This window comes from Nocardioides marmoriginsengisoli, from assembly GCF_003725695.1.
GTDB classification, from domain to species: domain Bacteria; phylum Actinomycetota; class Actinomycetes; order Propionibacteriales; family Nocardioidaceae; genus Marmoricola; species Marmoricola marmoriginsengisoli.
The window spans coordinates 357,791-373,479 of sequence record NZ_RJSE01000009.1; the positions used below are offsets into that span (position 1 = coordinate 357,791).

Sequence of the window (15,689 nt, forward strand, 5' to 3'; positions counted from 1 at the left end):
CGTAGGCAGCCCGGGCGTCCTCGGCATCCGTCCTGGGTGGTCCCGGACCTCCTACCAGGGTCGTAGGCGGGCGCGCCGGAGCCCCGCCCTGCGCTCGTGGTGCGCGGGACGGGGCTCCTGACGAGCCGATCAGCCGATCGGTACGGCGGTCACCACCAGGTTCTTGGTGTAGTGGAACCCACCACCCGGACGGGTCACCTTGCCGGTGCAGCTGACGAGCAGCATCCGGGCGGACCCGGTCGTGCTGAACAGCGACGCCGGCAGCTTCTTCGACCGCGGGTAGGTGCGCTTGCCGGTGACCTTGTAGCGGTGCACCTTGCCGGCGCCGTCCTTGATCTTCACGACCTGGCCGACCTTGGCCTTGCTCAGCCGCCAGAACGCACCGGGACGGTCGCGCTGGTCGGAGATGTGGCCGGCGATCACGGTGGTGCCGATCGCCTCGCCGATCGCCGCCGAGCTGCGCAGCCACCCGAGCCGGCGGACGTTGCCGGGCACGGTCATCGTGCCGCGCTTGACGCCGACGGTCTGCACCGGCGCCGTGATCCCGAGCCCGCCGAACTGCAGGTTGGTCGGGGCTCCGGCCACGCGGGCGCTGCTGCTGCCGGCCTGCGCGAACCCGGTGCTGATCACCGGTGCCGCGTACGCCGCACGGGAGACCACGAACGACTCCGCCGCGATGCCGCAGGCGTGCTGCGCGGGCTTGTTCAGGTCGTTGCCCGCGAGCTTGACCACCCAGGTGTAGTGACCCGGGAGGCCGACCTGGACCGCCGGCAGCCTGGTGGTGCCGTTCTGCGCGGTGAAGGTGAGCTTGCGGGCGACCTTGCCCGGCGTGCACATCGACGCGCTCCGCTTGGTGCTCGGGCCGTACAGCGTGGCGGTGCCCTGGATCGGCGCTCCGCCGGCCGCGATGCCCGCGATGGTCACGACGTCGGCCACCGGCTTGCTCACCGTGGTGCCGTTGGCGCGCACCGCGAGCTTCACCGTGCTGACCGTGCTCTTGGTGGTCACGGTCGGCTGCACCTTGACGATCGCCGGGGTGATGACGACGTTGCTCGGTGCGGTGACCTTCGGCGCCGGAGCGGGTCCGCCGCGCGGCGTCGGCGGGGTGTAGCCGGCCGACGCCTGGTTGCGCACCTCGCCGCGGTCGACGTCCTTTGTCGTCACCGTGTACGTCGCGGTGAACTCGGCGTCGTCGCCCGGCGCCAGCGTCGCGACCGAGGCCGGCGTGATCGCCGACAGGCCCGCCAGCGGGTCGGTGACCGAGACGTCCTTCGCGGTCGCCGGACCGGCGTTGTGCACCGTGAAGGTGTAGGTGATCACGTCACCCGGGTCGGCCTTGCCGGCGGTGCCGTGGTCGGTGGTGAGCTCACCCTCCTTGGTCACCGTGACGACCGGCTCCGGGTCCGGGCCGTCGACAGCGTCGTCGTCCGGGTCGGACTCGGTCTTGCCACCGGCCGGCGGGGTGCCGACAGCGGTCGCCTCGTTGAAGGTGCCGCCGGCGTCCACGTCACCCTGGGTGACGGTGTAGTCCGCGGTGAAGGTCTGCGACGCACCCGGAGCGAGTGTCGCCGGGGCCGGGCTGATCGCGCCCAGGCCGGCGAGCGCGTCGTCGACGGTGACCCCGGTGAGGGTCACGTTGCCGGTGTTCTCCACCTCGAACGAGTAGGTGAGCACGTCGCCCTTGTCGGCGAGGTCGTCGTCGTGGGCATCGGTCTTGAAGGTCGAGGTCTTCTCGATGCTCAGCGACGGGTCCGGGTCGATGGCCTCGACCGTGACCTCGTTGCTGTCCTCGTCCTCCAGGGCCGGCACCGGGCCGCCCGGCGGGGTCGGCTTCCGGAACGACGCGGTCGCGGTGTTCACGACCGAGCCGTTGTCGACGTCGCTCTGCTTCACCGTGTACGTCGCGGTGAACTCGGCGTCGTCGCCCGGCGCCAGCGTCGCGACCGACGCGGGCGTGATCGTCGACAGGCCCGCCAGCGGGTCGGTGACCGACACGTCGTGCGCGGTCGCCGGTCCGGCGTTGTGGACGGTGATCGTGTAGGTGATCACGTCGTCCACGTCGGCCTTGCCGGTGGTCCCGGCGTCGGTGGTCAGCTCGGCTTCCTTCTGCACCGTGATCGTCGGGACCGGGTCCGGGCCGGGGACGACGTCGGTGTCGGTGTTCGACGTGACCGAACCACCCGAGGTCGGGGTCCCGGTGGCCGAGGCGCTGTTGCGGGTCGCACCGGCGTCCACGTCGGCCTGGGTGACCGTGTAGTTCGCGGTGAGCTCCTCGGTGTCCCCGGCCGCGACGTCGACCGACGCCGGGGTGGTGGCACCGATCTTGGCGTCGGTGATCGCCACGTCGTCGACGTCGACGTTGCCGGTGTTCTCGACGCTGAAGGTGTACTTCAGGACGTCGCCCTTGTCGGCCTTGCCGTTGCCGTTGGCGTCGGTGACGAACTCCGAGGACTTGTCGAGGGTGAGCGCCGGTGCGGCCACGAACGCGTCCGCGACGGTGGCGCAGGCCTCGTCGGTGTTGTTGGCGTCGACCGGGTCGAAGAGCGACCCGCTGATCTCGGCGCCCACGCAGATCGGCGTCGCGCTCGGTGCGGTCGGGGTGACCGCGAGCGAGAGCGTCTCCGGCTCGTCGGCGTCGAGGGTCCTCGGGTCACCGGAGCCGTCGACCGGCGTACAGGTCAGGGTGACCGCGCCGTCGACCGGTGCCGCACCGCCGCCGGGGACCGTGCAGCTCCAGCCGGTCGGGGTGAGGTCGTCGACCTGCATCCCGGCCGGGACGTCGATCGCGACCGAGGCGTCGGCGTCGTCGCCCCCGCCCTTGTTCTCGATCGTGAACGGGATCGTGGTCGCCTCGCCCTCCTTCCACGGCGTGAGCGAGCCCGTCGTCACGGAGAGGTCGGCCTCGTTCAGCTGCACGCAGACCGGGAGCGGCTCCGCCGGCAGGGTCTCGGTCGAGTCGATCGCGACCGTGTTGCAGGCCTTCTGCGGTGCGTCGGCACCGGCTGCCGGAGCGGCGAGGAAGGTGACCTGCTTCTCCTCACCGGCGGCCAGGTCGCCGGTGACGGTGATCCGGATCGCCTTCTTGCCGGCCGCGCCGGCTCCCCAGTCGTTGGTCGTGCCGGCGGCGCCGGGGTAGACCTCGGGCCGGGCCGGGTTCGTCGAGCCCGAGAACGCCAGGTCGAGTCCGGCGGACGAGGAGTCCACCGAGCTGAACGTCATCGCGAACTGCGAGCCGCGGCTGGCGGCCCCGGCGAGCAGGCCGGTGTCGCCGACGTACGGGAGCACGTCGTACGCCGTCACGCCGTGCAGCGTGGTGTTGCCGGCGTTGCTCACCCGGATCCGGTACTTCACGTCGGACGCCGTGGTGATCTCGTGGTTGACCGTAGGGTCGGCTGCCCAGTCGCAGCCACCCGGAGCCCCGGCGTCGGGGACGCAGATCTCCTTGACGACGCTGAGGGCGTCGGAGGCGGTCACCGGGATCGGGAAGGCCGTGGCCAGGTTCGCGAGCTCCTCGGTGGTGTTGCCGTCGCCGTCGACGTCCGGGCCGTCGGCCGCGAAGTTGTTGCCGCCGCTGACCCGGAACTGACCTGCTCCCGACAGGTACGCGTTGGTGGTCGCGTCGTACCAGGTGCCGCTGGCGTCACCGGCCCAGGTGGCGGGGATCGGGTTGACTCCGGGCACCGCGAGGTTCGTGGGGTACGCCGTGGTCGAGAGGGTCGGCCAGTTGTTCAGGACGCCCGGTGCGGTGGCGAGCGCCACCGTCGACGGGTACGTCGCCACCACGTAGTCACGGGTCTCCGAGCCGAAGGTGCCGGTGCCGTAGGTGTAGGTGACACCGGCCGGGATCGAGGCGAACGCGCCTGTTCCGGCAGCGGTGAACGACGCCGAGCCGGGGAGGATCTTCCAGCCGACCGGTGCGATGAACACGGTCTGCGGGGTGATGCTCGTCCCCGGCCAGGCCGCGTTGACCTGGCCCCGCACCCCGAACGTGACGTGGGTGCCGACCTGGACGGCGCCGCCGCCCTGGACGACCGGCTGGCCGTTGAAGGTGGCGTTCAGCGTCGTCAGCGGCTGGGTGTACTGCACCGTGCGGGAGGCGGGCGTGGAGACCTGCCGGCTCGGCAGCGGGGTGCCGTTGGCGGCGGTAACGTAGTCGTCGTCGATCCCGTCGCCGTCCGCGTCGGAGGGGTAGCTGATCGTGACGTCGGCGGAGTTGGTGCGCTGCTGACCGATCAGCGGGACCGCGCCGTCGTCGACCTTGAACCGGTAGTCGACGAAGAACTGGGTCTGGGTGCTGTCGGTCCGCAGGATCCGGCCCGCCGGGACCACGGCGGTCGTCGTGGCGCTGGTGAACCAGCGACCCGGCGCGACGTCGATGAACTCACCGCCGGCGAGGGTCGCGGTGCCGGTGTCGCCGGTGTTGTCCTCCCACTCGACCGTCGCGGTGAAGTCCTCGGGCGCCACGTATCCCGCGAGGGTGCTGGTCGGGGTCGGGACCGTGATCCGGTTGACCTTGATGTGGTCCTTGTCGAGGTTGGGCTCGTCGATGACGACGGTTCCGTCCACGTTGCCGAGGTTGAACGCGTTGACCCGCCAGGCGCGGTTCTGCAGGTCGGTGTTTCCTGTTGCGGGGACGTTGACGGCGTACACCGAAGGGGTGCCGCCGAGGTCACCGTCGCCCGACGCGGTGGTGTTGCCGCTGGCGACGACCTGCTTGCTGGAGTTGAGTCCGCCGAACGGCGCGCCGCAGGCGACGTAGTTGGTGGCGTTGATCGTCTTCGTGCCCAGGGTGCGTGCGTCGTCGAGGTAGTGCACCGTCACGTCGAGGGAGTTGGTGACCGCGGTCCGGAAGTTGCAGCCGGTCCCGTCGGCCTCCGGGAAGTTGCTCACCGGGAAGGTCAGCTCGACGACCCGCTTCTGCCAGAAGGCCTTGTCGTCGGTGCCGACCAGCGGGTTGTTGGTCGCCGCGCCGCCGCTGTTGTACGCCGACGGCCCGCCGCCGCCCCAGGCACCACGGGCGCCGTAGACCGGGTTGTTGAGCGAGCCCTTGGTCCAGGTGACCGTGTGCGCGACGTTGTCGACGACCGCGTCGGTGTCGATGGGGGCGCCGGGCGCCGTACTGATCCGGACCGGGCCGATGACGGCCTGGGCGGGTGCGTGGAAGACGATCTTGTAGTCGCCCGCGGCCACGAACCGGCCGTCGCCCTGGATGCTGGCGCCGGAGAAGATCTGCATCGAGCCCGAGTTGGCGGCGAGCTGGACCCTGGTGGTGACGTCCGGCTTGACGGTGCTGCTCGGAACCACCGCACCGGCGGGACCGGCCGGCGTACCGATGTGCCAGGTGATGCTCGAGTCCGAGGTCGCCGAGGAGGCCGTGGTCGACGACGCGGTCGCCGACATCTCGATGTCGGAGCCGTCCGGGAAGAACTGGCCGCCCGCGGTGTCGTTGCCCGAGATGCCCGGGGAGTTGTAGGTCACCGAGAAGGTGCCCGAGGTGCCCGCGGCCAGGTTGCCGAGGTTGATCGTCTTGCCGGTGAGGTCGTCCCCGCCGATGGTGGCACCGGGGATGCCCGCGGGGGCGACCCAGCTCGCGTACCGCAGGATCGACCGGCCGGCCGGGTTCAGGCCCCACGGGTCGGCCGGCGGCGGCGTGAACTGCACCTGGGTCCCGTCGCACACGTCGGTCGTGCAGGAGTACTGCACCTTGTAGGTCACCGGGGTGCTGATCGGCGACGGGCTCCCGTTCACCACGGCGCTCAGGTCGGTGATCTCGGTGCCGTCGCCCTGGTTGACCGGGGTGATCACGAGGTCGAGGACTCCGCCGGCGGCGGACGCCGGGCTCGCGACGAGCCCGGTGAAGGCGCCGGCGAGCAGGCCGGCGGACGCGAGGAGCGCTGCTCCGCGGCGACGGGGACGGGAGGTGCGGGTGCGCATGAGGGGCCTTCCAAGACGGGTACCAAGACGAGTCGAGCGCCCCGGACGGCGGGTCGGAGCGCTTTGCAACCTAGGTGCGGGTCCGTGTCGAAAGGTCCGATCCGCCGGAGTCTCATCCCTGATCTCATCCCTCGCGCCGGACCTCGGCTCCTACCAGGGTCGTAGCCCGGATGGGTACCGCGGACCGATGGATCCGGGGCCGCGGCACAGCACACTCGAAGGACCCCATCCCGAGCGAGAGAAGAAGGTGATCGGCCATGACCTGGTCCGAGACGCACCGTCGTTGGCAGGCACTGCAGGAGGTCGAGACGCTGGCGAACGCCGGCGCGACCGAGCTGCCGTGGAACCCCGAGTACGCCGAGATCTTCGGCGACCGCGAGGAGCTCGCGGCCGCCCTGCACTACCGCTGGAACCTGACCCGGGAGGCCCAGCTCGACACCCACCTCCCCGAGTCCGTCCTGGAGGAGCAGCGCGCGCGGCTGGAGGAGCGCAACGCCGGCGTGATCCGGTTGCTGCGCGCAGGCTCGAGCAGGATCCCGGCCCCGCGTCAGGACTCGCTTCCCCGGATCGGCCCGTCGGTACCCTCGGACCGTGTCTCCGCGTAGGGCTGTGCCCCCGATCAAGAAGGCGTCCGTCGTCCGGTCGTACGCGACCTGGCTGCTCTCGCACGGGCTGCAGCGGCGGGGCCTCCAGGTGGAGGCGAAGCGCGGCGTCCTGACCGCGATGCTGGCGATCGACCCGAAGATCGCGGCCGATCCGTTCCCGACGTACGAGTTGCTGCGCGGAGCGGACCCGATCGTCCGCGGACCGGTGGTCTCCTCGACGGTCGACCACCAGGCAGCCAACGAGATCCTGCGCAGCGACGACTTCGGCACCGCTGCCGGCCATGCCGAGCTGCCTCCGTTCCTGCGGCGCGTGCTGGAGCGGGTCGCCGACCCGTACTCGCTGAGCCCGGTCGACAAGCCGTCGCTGCTGGCGCTGGACCCGCCCGACCACACCCGGCACCGCAAGCTGGTCGCCCGGGCGTTCACCGCTCGTCGGATCACCGCGCTGGAGGACCGGGTCACGTCGGTGGCGGAGAAGCTCCTCGACGAGCTCGACGGCGGGTCGTTCGACCTGGTCGAGCGGTACGCCGCCCGGTTGCCGGTCGCGGTGATCGCCGACCTGCTCGGCGTACCGGAGGAGCAGCACGACTGGTTGCTCGACTGGGGCAACCGGGCCGCGATCACGCTGGACCCCGGTCTGACGTTCCGCGAGTTCCGGGACGCCGAGACCGCGCTGCGCCGGATGCACCACTGGTTCGACGAGCACGTCGCGCAGCTGCGCCGCAATCCCGGCGACGACCTGCTCAGCCAGCTCGCACTGATCGACGGTGAGGACGCGCTGACCGATCTGGAGCTCCGCGCGATCGGGCTGCTGGTCCTCGGCGCCGGCTTCGAGACGACGGTGAACCTGATCGGCAACGCGGTGGTCAACCTGGCCGCGCACCCCGAGCAGCGCGACCTGCTGGTCGCCGAGCCGGAGCGCTGGCCGAACGCGGTCGAGGAGGTGCTGCGCTACGACTCCCCCGTGCAGCTCACGGTGCGTTCCGCGCTGCGCGACACCGTGGTCGCCGGCACCCCGGTGCCCGAGGGGCTCGGCATCCTGGTGCTGCTCGGCGGGGTGAACCGCGACCCGAAGGTCTTCACCGATCCGCAGGCGTTCGACGTGACCCGCGCCAACCCGGACCAGCACCTCTCGTTCTCGGCCGGCGTGCACTTCTGCCTGGGGGCGAGCCTGGCCCGGTTGGAGGCGGTGACCGCGCTGCGCACGTTGTACGCGCGGTACCCGGACCTGGAGCTCGCCGAGGCGCCCGTACGACGCGGGACCCGGGTGCTGCACGGGTACGAGCAGGTGCGCGTCATGACGGGTTCCCCGGTTCCTGCCTGACCGGATGCCGAACGTTCTTGCGAACCGTTTGCAAGTAGCGCCAGGGCAGTTCTAGGGTCGTCGGGTGACCCAGCTGCTCGAACCGACGTCTCCCGCGCCCGCACCCAAGCGCGGCTTCGACCGCGAGCAGAAGATCGCGCTGGCCCGCTGCCTCGCGTTCGTGGCGCTCCTGCACATCGTCGGCTGGGGACTGCTGATCGGCGTGGTCGCGCCCGAGCACTTCGAGGTCAGCGGCAAGATCCTCGGCGTCGGTCTCGGCGTCACGGCGTACACGCTGGGTCTGCGGCACGCGTTCGACGCGGACCACATCGCCGCGATCGACAACACCACCCGCAAGCTGATGACCGACGGGCAGCGCCCGATGAGCGTCGGCTTCTGGTTCAGCCTCGGGCACAGCTCGGTGGTCTTCGTGATGGTGATGGGCATCGCCTTCGGGGTCCGGGCGCTCTCCAACGGCGTGGAGAACGAGAACTCGACGCTCCACCAGTTCGCCGGCGTCTGGGGGCCCACGGTCAGCGGCCTGTTCCTGCTCGCGATCGCGGTGCTGAACCTGATGGCGCTGCGCGGCATCCTCCGGGTCTTCGCGAACATGCGCCGCGGCCAGTACGACGAGACCGAGCTCGAGCGGCAGCTCGACAACCGCGGCTTCCTCAACCGGATCCTCGGCAAGGTCAACAAGACCGTCCGCAAGCCGTGGCACATGTACCCGGTCGGCTTCCTCTTCGGACTCGGCTTCGACACGGTGACCGAGATCGGCCTGCTGGTGATCGCCGGTGGCGCGGTCGCGGCCAGCCTGCCGTGGTGGGCGGTGATCACGCTGCCGATCCTGTTCGCCGCCGGGATGTCGCTGATGGACACCATCGACGGAGCGTTCATGAACGTCGCCTACGGCTGGGCCTTCGCACAGCCGATCCGCAAGATCTACTACAACATCACCGTCACCGCGCTCTCGGTCGCGGTCGCGCTGATCATCGGCGTGACCACGATCGGCAGCATGCTGGCCGAGAACCTGGAGCTCACCTCGGGCCCGTTCGCCTGGTTGGCGAACATCGACCTGGAGTACGTCGGCTACGGAATCGTCGCGCTGTTCGTCGTTGCCTGGATCGTCTCGGTGACGATCTGGAAGGTCGGCCGGATCGAGGAACGATGGTCGGCGGACCTCTCCTGAGCGGATGCCGGCTTTCCACAAGCGGGTCATCTGAGTTGGTTTGTCGGGATATCGTGGCGCGGTGGTAGGGAAACTGGGGCTCGTCGGCGGTGTCGGCGTTGCATGGCTGCTGACGTTCGTCCTGATGGGCGGCGACGTCCTGCCTGCGCTCTCCGGCCCCAGCTCGCAGCCGAACGGCGCCGGCAAGGCGCTGGTCGCCGAGACCAACCCGTCGACCACCACCCCGTCCAGCACCCCCAGCCCGACCGCGACCGCGACGACGAGCGCCCCGCCGAGCAAGCCCAGCAAGGTGGCACTCTCCGCCGAGGCACTGGCCAGCAGCGTCCCCGTCGGCGGCCCGACCCTGGAGGCCCGCCCGATGGCCCGGCGCTCGGCCCCGCCGACGCTGTCCTTCCGGCTGGCGACGTACAACATCCTGGGCAGCTCGCACACCGGCGGCGGCGCCAAGTCCGGGCCGGCCCGCGCCAGCCGCGGCACCCAGTACGTGCTCGACCACGGCTTCTCCGTCGTCGGCTTCCAGGAGATGCAGTCCAACCAGCGCTCGACCTTCCTCAACAAGGTCAACAACACCTGGGGCCTCCTGCCCGGCGGGTCCCAGCGCAGCGGCGACGGCGACAACTCGATCGCCTGGCGCAAGGACACCTGGCAGCTGGTCAAGGCCGACAGCGTCTCGATCCCGTACTTCAGCGGGAAGCCCCGCAACATCCCGGTGCTGCTGCTCCGCCACAAGCAGACCGGCATCGAGGCCTGGTTCACCAACTTCCACAACCCCGCCGACAAGTTCGGCAACGCCCAGAAGTGGCGCAACATTGCCAAGCAGCGCCAGGTCGCGCTCTTCAACGACCTCGCCAAGACCGGCCGCCCGATCTTCGTCACCGGCGACATGAACGAGCGCCGCAGCTGGGCCTGCGACATCGTCACCGGCTCCGACATGAAGGCCGCCGCCGGCGGCGACGGACGCAACGGGTGCAGCGTCCAGACGAACCGCGTGGTCGACTGGATCGCCGGCTCGTACGACGTGGAGTTCAGCAACTACTACGAGGACCGCGGCCCGGTCGTGGACTACCTGACGGACCACCCGATCATCGGGGTGGACGTGAAGATCGACAGCCGGGACTTTCCGCGCGCTGTTCAGTGAGGGTTTGGGCGCCTGTACGCCGGTTCTTGCTCGCGTCGGTTCGCCCAGAATGACGCGGGCCACGGCAGCCCGACAATCACGATCGGAGTCAGTTCCACCTTCTGATCCGCCGACCAGCAGGATGCGGAGAAGGGTGCGGGCCCCATCGCTGAGCCCGGACGTCCGCCCGTGTTCATGGCTCGGTCGGACGCCCGGGCGGCGCTCAGCCCTTGCCCAAGGTGCTTCCGGCCTTGGACTTCGCTCCCTTTGACGACGACGATGACGACAGCGTCTTCCCGGCCTTCGACAGCGCAGACTTGCTCGGCTTGCCCATGTTGCTCACCCCCTTCCGGCGCTCGTACCTCGTGCTTGGTCCCACAGGCGGCGCCACCACCGGGCCTTCGCCGCGATCGGCGCGACGACGACAGGAACGTGGGCAGCTCGGTCACGTGCGAGCGCCGCCTCGGTTGCACGCGCAGAGATGCGGGGCAACCAGTCAATGTGGTCGTGACGGATGTAGTAGTGCGACCGACATGGCTGTTGGCCGTTGCCAATCGACGGGCGGAGGCTGACGGAGCCATCGAACGAGAGCACCCAGTCGTTCGGACCAAGCGGCGTGACGACCTTGACGCCACATCCGCAGGCGCAGAGGTGAACCGCCGTACGGTATTGCAGCGAGACGTAAAGGGTCTCCGGCTCCGGCGTAGCCGGGATGGACGTGGTGAACATCGTGGTCAGGTTCATCGCCTTCACGCCACCTCTCCTCCTGATTCCTCGTCCTCGGTCTCGACTTGCGCCATCTCGACCTTCCGGACGTGCTCGACCAGGCCGTCAAGGTCGTCGTCCTCCTCCGGGTCGCCGCCGGCAGCACCGTTACTGCGGCCGGGATGGGCGTTGTCGCTGGTGCCGTAACGGTGGTGGAGGTCGCCGGAGTTGACTACGAACACGGTGTGACGCTCGTCCTCGACGTCGGCGTAGAAGCGCAACCACTTCTTGTATCGGATGATGGCGAGCTTGGCCGTGATCGCGTTGATCTCGTCGACTTGCAGGTTGGTGTCGTACTCGGCGTCCTCGCCCGGGAGGTACGAGATCAGGCCGTCCCGGGCGATGTGGTCGCTGCGGCCGGGGGTCGACGTGGTGATCCGGATCTGGCCGGCGATGCCGTTCGCGTCCTTGCTCAGGCCGACGCCGGTGTCGATGAACGGGATGCCGTTTTCGACGAGCGTCTTGACGATCACTTCCTTGTCGGGCCCGGTGTCAAGGGCGAGGAACACGAAGTCGGCGTCGAGGAGCTCGGCGACGTTTTCGGCGGTGACGTTGACCGGGTGCGGGACGATGTGGCGCCGCATCACCGAGTACATCTGGGTGTAGTACTCGACCTTCGTCAGGCCGGCATCCAGGTCCGCGAGGCTGGCTGCGCCGGGGGCACGGAAGGCGTTGTGACTGCGGAAGAAGTCGGCGTCGTAGAGATGGAGCGTGAGAGCCGGTGTCTTGGCCAGCCCGTCCAGGAGGTGCGCCCCGGTGCCGCCAAGTCCGACAATGACGACCTTCTTCACAGCGAGGAGGTCGTTGAGCTCGGTGATGCCGGCGCGGCTGGAGAACGTGTCGACGTAGGTGAAGGCGCCGTCGTCCTCGTCGGTCTGGATCGGCTTGAATGTGTACGGATGCACGTCAGGGTTGACCGCCTGGGCGGAGCTGATGACCATGGCCGTGTAATAGGTGACCTTCTCGTAGAAGTCCTTGTAGCCACCTTCGGGCCTCTGGGAGAAACCGCAGGTCGCGGTGAGGTCGGGCGTGGCCGACCACTTCTCGACACCGTCGTTGACCAGGTCCCTGATCGACTTGCCGTTGTGGTCACGGGGGATACCCCCGGCGAAGCACATGACGTGCGTCGCCGGGGGCGCCGTAGTGGTGCCGGCCAGGTCCAGTGGGCAGAGGAAGTGACCCCACTGAATCTGACCGGCGTCGTCTACGTACGGGATGTCGTCGACGACAAGGAACCCGTTGACGATGCGTACGGCGAAGCCATCCTGGACCAGGCGGGCCAGATCGGGACTGTTACGAACGAGTCGTGAGCCGGACATCGAACGTGGTGCCCTTCTTCTTGACGGTGACCTTCTCGCCGGCGATCAGGGTGCCGTTGAGCTGGCCGCCGCGGGACGGGTCGGCATTGCGGTAGGTGACGGTGAACCTGGCCTCGGGGTCGTGGCCGGGGTGAGCGAGCTGACCGAGCTCTTCGTAGGTCAGCACGTCGTGGTCGAGCGACATCTCGGTGCCGTTGATGGCCACCTCGAACTGCTTGTCCTTCTGTTTGCTCTGCTCCTGGGTCGCTGCCGTCATGGCAGTTCTCCTTTCGACGAGGCCCCCGAGGTGGGAGCCAGTGAGAAGAGAGTAGCATGGACGTCATCACCCTAGGGGTGATGATGACAAGGCGAGTGATCGTCGGCGTGTCGAAGGTGGCTTCACAGGTGGTGCCGGTAGCGTCCGGGCGACGAAGAAAGTGCAGTCATCAGCCGATAGGTGATGGAGAACAGTCGCGTGGAACGGGAGTACCTGGATGAGGAGTTGCGTCGCCTCGCCACCGATCCCGAGTTCCGGCCAGCGGGTTGGAGCGGTCAGGAGCTTCGGGAGTTCCACCGGCTTGTTCAGTGCGCTCGCGCCGCACACGTCGAAGACGACATGCGGAACATGCGCCAGCTTCGGATCGAGCCTGACGACTCCGGTGACCCCGCAAGGGCCCGGGCGACGTTGAGCTCGGGCCGCACGATCGACCTCACATTCAAGAACACCGACAGCCACGGCGTTGTGGTAGTCGGGCTCTTGATTCCAGAGACGGAAACCCCGAGATGAGCAACACAACCCACGACCCGCTCCCCATCGACCAAACACCCGTTGGGGAACTACTCGACCTCGAACTCACTGCGCGTGGCTGGTCCCAGGTGGACTTCGCCGCGGTCCTCGGCCGCCCGGCACAGTTCGTGTCGGAGATCGTGACCGGCAAGAAGGAGATCACCCGGGAGTCCGCCGCTCAGATTGGCGCGGCCCTCTCCCAGTCGCCGGAGTACTGGCTCAAACTTCAGGACCAGTACCTGCTGGCGAAGCAGGAGAGGAACGTCAAGACGCAGGCCAAGCTCGATGATGTCCGCCGGCGCGCGCGACTCAACCGGCTCGGCCCCATCCAACTTCTGCAGAAGCGTGGGTTCCTGAAGGGCACGTCCCTGGACGACCTCGAACCCCAAGTGCAGGACCTTTACGAGCTGAAGTCGCTGGACGACGAACCCGGCTGCGAGATCGCCGCGAAGCGCGCCAACCAAGGCGAGGACATCACGCTCCTGCAGCGAGCATGGGTGTTCTGCGTGCGTCGCGAAGCGCGCCGACAGCAGCCGGTCGACAAGTACTCCCCCGCAAGGCTCGCCGAGCTCGCCGCGTCCCTCCCTCGCACCGTCCGGACACCCGAAGACTTCGCGAAGCTCCCCCAGCAATTGGCTGACGTGGGCGTCCGCCTGGTCTACGTCGAAGCGCTCCCGGGCGCCAAGATCGACGGATGCGCGATGTGGGTAGGCAAGCACCCTGTCATCGGCCTCTCCGGGCGCGGCAAGCGCCTCGACAAGGTTCTGTTCGCCCTGCTCCACGAGATCGCGCACATCATGCACGGGCACGTGGAGAAGGACCAGGTCATCGTCGAGGACCTCGACGACAAGCACGAGTCGGCTCAGGAGGAAGAGGCGAACGAGTCCGGGCGCAACTGGATCTTCCCCGACGGGTTCCCGGCCATCCCGGCACGCATAAGTGGGCCATGGGTCGAGGAGAAGGCCGCCGAGCTCGGCATCGCGCACATCGTCCTCATCGGCCAACTGCAGAAGAAGGGCCGTCTCGACTGGCGCACCACCCTGGTCAAGGGAGCACCTTCGGTCGCGGACGTCCTACCAACCTGGAGTTGACTCCGGGGCGATGCGCCTGCGCCTTTCCGTCGCGATCGCTATGGATCTTCGCGACCAGCATCGAACAGGACATTGTTCTGACCGCCACCCGGGCATCAGCATCTCGCCCAACCGCTCCTGAAGATGATGAGTCCAACCGCTCGCCGCGACGTACAACCGCAGGCGCTCCTCACAACCGTCTGCAAGTTGCTTCCTGTGTGCCGTCCATGCCACGAAATCGCGGACGATGGCCGCGTGTGGGCCAGCATCACCTTTGGTGTAGTCGAGGCTGCTTCCGGGAGATGCCCAACCGTGAAGAACAACGGAGGTCACGGTTGACATCAATGCGGCACCAATTAGTGCGAGGTCGCCGTATGTGACGTCGGTCAGTTCTGAGACAGGATCGATCAGTGTTGGCAGGGGAACGTCGTCGTCTTCCATAGCTCGACTCTGCAGCGGCGGGCCACCGGTGGCCAGGCCCGGGTCAAACCGCCACGACAGGGATCGCTGACGCATTTCCAAGCCAACTGGCGACCACTTGAACTTGGCGCAGATAACATCCGGAAATGCCCTGGATGGAATCGGACGTGGCGTTGGCATCCTTGCCGGTCATCGCTTCATTGGGAACCTTGGCCATCAGCCAGCGTTACTCGCGACGTATCGCTGAGGCGGACCGAAGCAATTCATTGGAGACGGCGCGCCAGGATCGCCTGTTCCAGGCGCGGGAGGCTCGCTACGCGGATCGTCGTGCAACGGTCGCCGAGTGTCTCGCAGCAGCCAACGATGAAGTTGATGCGGTCGTTCGATTCGAGCGCGAACATCATCACGAGGGTCTGGTCCCCTTTGACCTTCACGAGGACTACGAGTTCAGCGAGTTCAGCGAGTTCAGTCAGGCTTACGCGCGGCTGGCGATCCTGGTTCCGTCACCGGTAGTCGAGAAGGCCGACTACTTGCGGTCTGCCGTCTACGATCGCTTCGCAGGGAAGGCTGATGGGTGGCAGTCGTACAACGAAGCCTTGCTTTCGTTGCAGTCGGCGGCACGCGAGATGTTGAACGAAGACACCGCCGTCTCGCATCAATCGGCTTAGAGGATTCCTTGCGTCATTCCGCCGCGACGGCAACCAGGCTTTCGTAGACATCGCGGATTCGCCCCTCGTGGTCGTGGCCCTCGAAATGCGCCAGGGATGCAAGGCAGTAACCCCCCGCTGGCAACCAACTCTGGTGCCAAGAGCTATCCCGAGTGACGATCACAGCAGCGCATGCGTCAGGAAACTGATCCGCAGTGATGTCGACAATCAGCCCATCCTGAACCATCCAGGCATGGGTCCTGCGTTCACCATCGCACTCGCGAACGCCGCTCCGGGTGTGAAAGTCGCCGAGGCCCGACTCACGCAGGTATTCACCCAGAAGCATCGACGTCGTCGTACACCATCCGAGCGGGAAGCGCCGTTGGAGGAATGGAAGTTCTGGCAGCAATCGGTCGAAGGCCAGACGAAACCTGCGCGAATGAGCCCATACGGCTACCTCAAACGTTGGCTCGGACATGCTGCCAACGTAGTGGCACCAGAGCGTCGCGCGTTTCAGGACTGTCCCGCCCGGAAGTAGGACGATCTGCAGTCTG

At 68.1% G+C, this 15,689-nt stretch carries 12 protein-coding genes; 7 read left to right on the forward strand and 5 right to left on the reverse strand.

The features are described from left to right. Positions 1-129: 129 nt before the first annotated feature. Positions 130-5,934, reverse strand: coding sequence for a DUF7507 domain-containing protein (locus tag EFK50_RS20310; RefSeq protein ID WP_123229408.1), 5,805 nt, complete (start codon positions 5,932-5,934; stop codon positions 130-132). 257 nt (positions 5,935-6,191) lie between these two features. Here EFK50_RS20310 and EFK50_RS20315 point away from each other — a divergent pair, with 257 nt between their 5' ends. The 4 genes from EFK50_RS20315 to EFK50_RS20330 all read left to right on the forward strand — a co-directional run bounded on the left by EFK50_RS20315 (position 6,192) and on the right by EFK50_RS20330 (position 10,169). Further along, entirely contained in the window at positions 6,192-6,539 is a 348-nt protein-coding gene (locus EFK50_RS20315) for a hypothetical protein (protein WP_123229409.1), read from the forward strand. Next, positions 6,526-7,863, forward strand: coding sequence for a cytochrome P450 (locus tag EFK50_RS20320; RefSeq protein WP_221177492.1), 1,338 nt, complete (start codon positions 6,526-6,528; stop codon positions 7,861-7,863). Before EFK50_RS20315 ends, EFK50_RS20320 begins: the two co-directional genes overlap by 14 nt. Before the next feature lie 64 nt (positions 7,864-7,927). Beyond that, positions 7,928-9,031, forward strand: coding sequence for a Nickel transporter NicT (gene nicT / locus EFK50_RS20325; RefSeq protein ID WP_246004253.1), 1,104 nt, complete (start codon positions 7,928-7,930; stop codon positions 9,029-9,031). 61 nt (positions 9,032-9,092) lie between these two features. Next, positions 9,093-10,169, forward strand: a complete 1,077-nt coding sequence (locus EFK50_RS20330) for an endonuclease/exonuclease/phosphatase family protein (RefSeq protein WP_148046245.1) — start codon at positions 9,093-9,095, stop codon at positions 10,167-10,169. A gap of 318 nt (positions 10,170-10,487) precedes the next feature. On the opposite strand, the gene EFK50_RS20335 is transcribed toward EFK50_RS20330, so the two are convergent. From EFK50_RS20335 to EFK50_RS20345, 3 genes are read right to left on the reverse strand one after another with little or no spacing between them, the layout of a single operon-like run. After that, positions 10,488-10,892 carry a ubiquitination-like system serine protease family protein gene (locus EFK50_RS20335; protein WP_246004269.1) on the reverse strand — a complete coding sequence of 135 codons (405 nt, stop codon included), beginning with the start codon at positions 10,890-10,892 and terminating at the stop codon, positions 10,488-10,490. A gap of 5 nt (positions 10,893-10,897) precedes the next feature. Continuing rightward, positions 10,898-12,232 (reverse strand): ThiF family adenylyltransferase, encoded by a 1,335-nt coding sequence (locus EFK50_RS20340; RefSeq protein ID WP_123229412.1) that lies wholly within the window; start codon positions 12,230-12,232, stop codon positions 10,898-10,900. Further along, a complete protein-coding gene (locus tag EFK50_RS20345) occupies positions 12,207-12,488 on the reverse strand; it encodes a multiubiquitin domain-containing protein (protein WP_123229413.1) in 282 nt (93 codons plus the stop codon). The genes EFK50_RS20340 and EFK50_RS20345 overlap by 26 nt, the downstream gene beginning before the upstream one ends. Positions 12,489-12,686: 198 nt before the next feature. On the opposite strand from EFK50_RS20345, the gene EFK50_RS20350 reads away from it, so the two are divergent. The 3 genes from EFK50_RS20350 to EFK50_RS20360 all read left to right on the forward strand — a co-directional run bounded on the left by EFK50_RS20350 (position 12,687) and on the right by EFK50_RS20360 (position 15,156). Then, positions 12,687-12,998, forward strand: coding sequence for a hypothetical protein (locus EFK50_RS20350; protein WP_148046246.1), 312 nt, complete (start codon positions 12,687-12,689; stop codon positions 12,996-12,998). After that, positions 12,995-14,089 carry an XRE family transcriptional regulator gene (locus EFK50_RS20355; protein ID WP_123229415.1) on the forward strand — a complete coding sequence of 365 codons (1,095 nt, stop codon included), beginning with the start codon at positions 12,995-12,997 and terminating at the stop codon, positions 14,087-14,089. Before EFK50_RS20350 ends, EFK50_RS20355 begins: the two co-directional genes overlap by 4 nt. 545 nt (positions 14,090-14,634) lie before the next feature. Further along, positions 14,635-15,156, forward strand: coding sequence for a hypothetical protein (locus EFK50_RS20360; protein ID WP_123229416.1), 522 nt, complete (start codon positions 14,635-14,637; stop codon positions 15,154-15,156). A 13-nt stretch (positions 15,157-15,169) separates the two neighbouring features. Here EFK50_RS20360 and EFK50_RS20365 read toward each other — a convergent pair whose 3' ends face one another. Then, complete coding sequence (locus EFK50_RS20365) at positions 15,170-15,613, reverse strand: hypothetical protein (RefSeq protein WP_148046247.1); 444 nt, start codon at positions 15,611-15,613, stop codon at positions 15,170-15,172. Positions 15,614-15,689 lie beyond the last annotated feature (76 nt).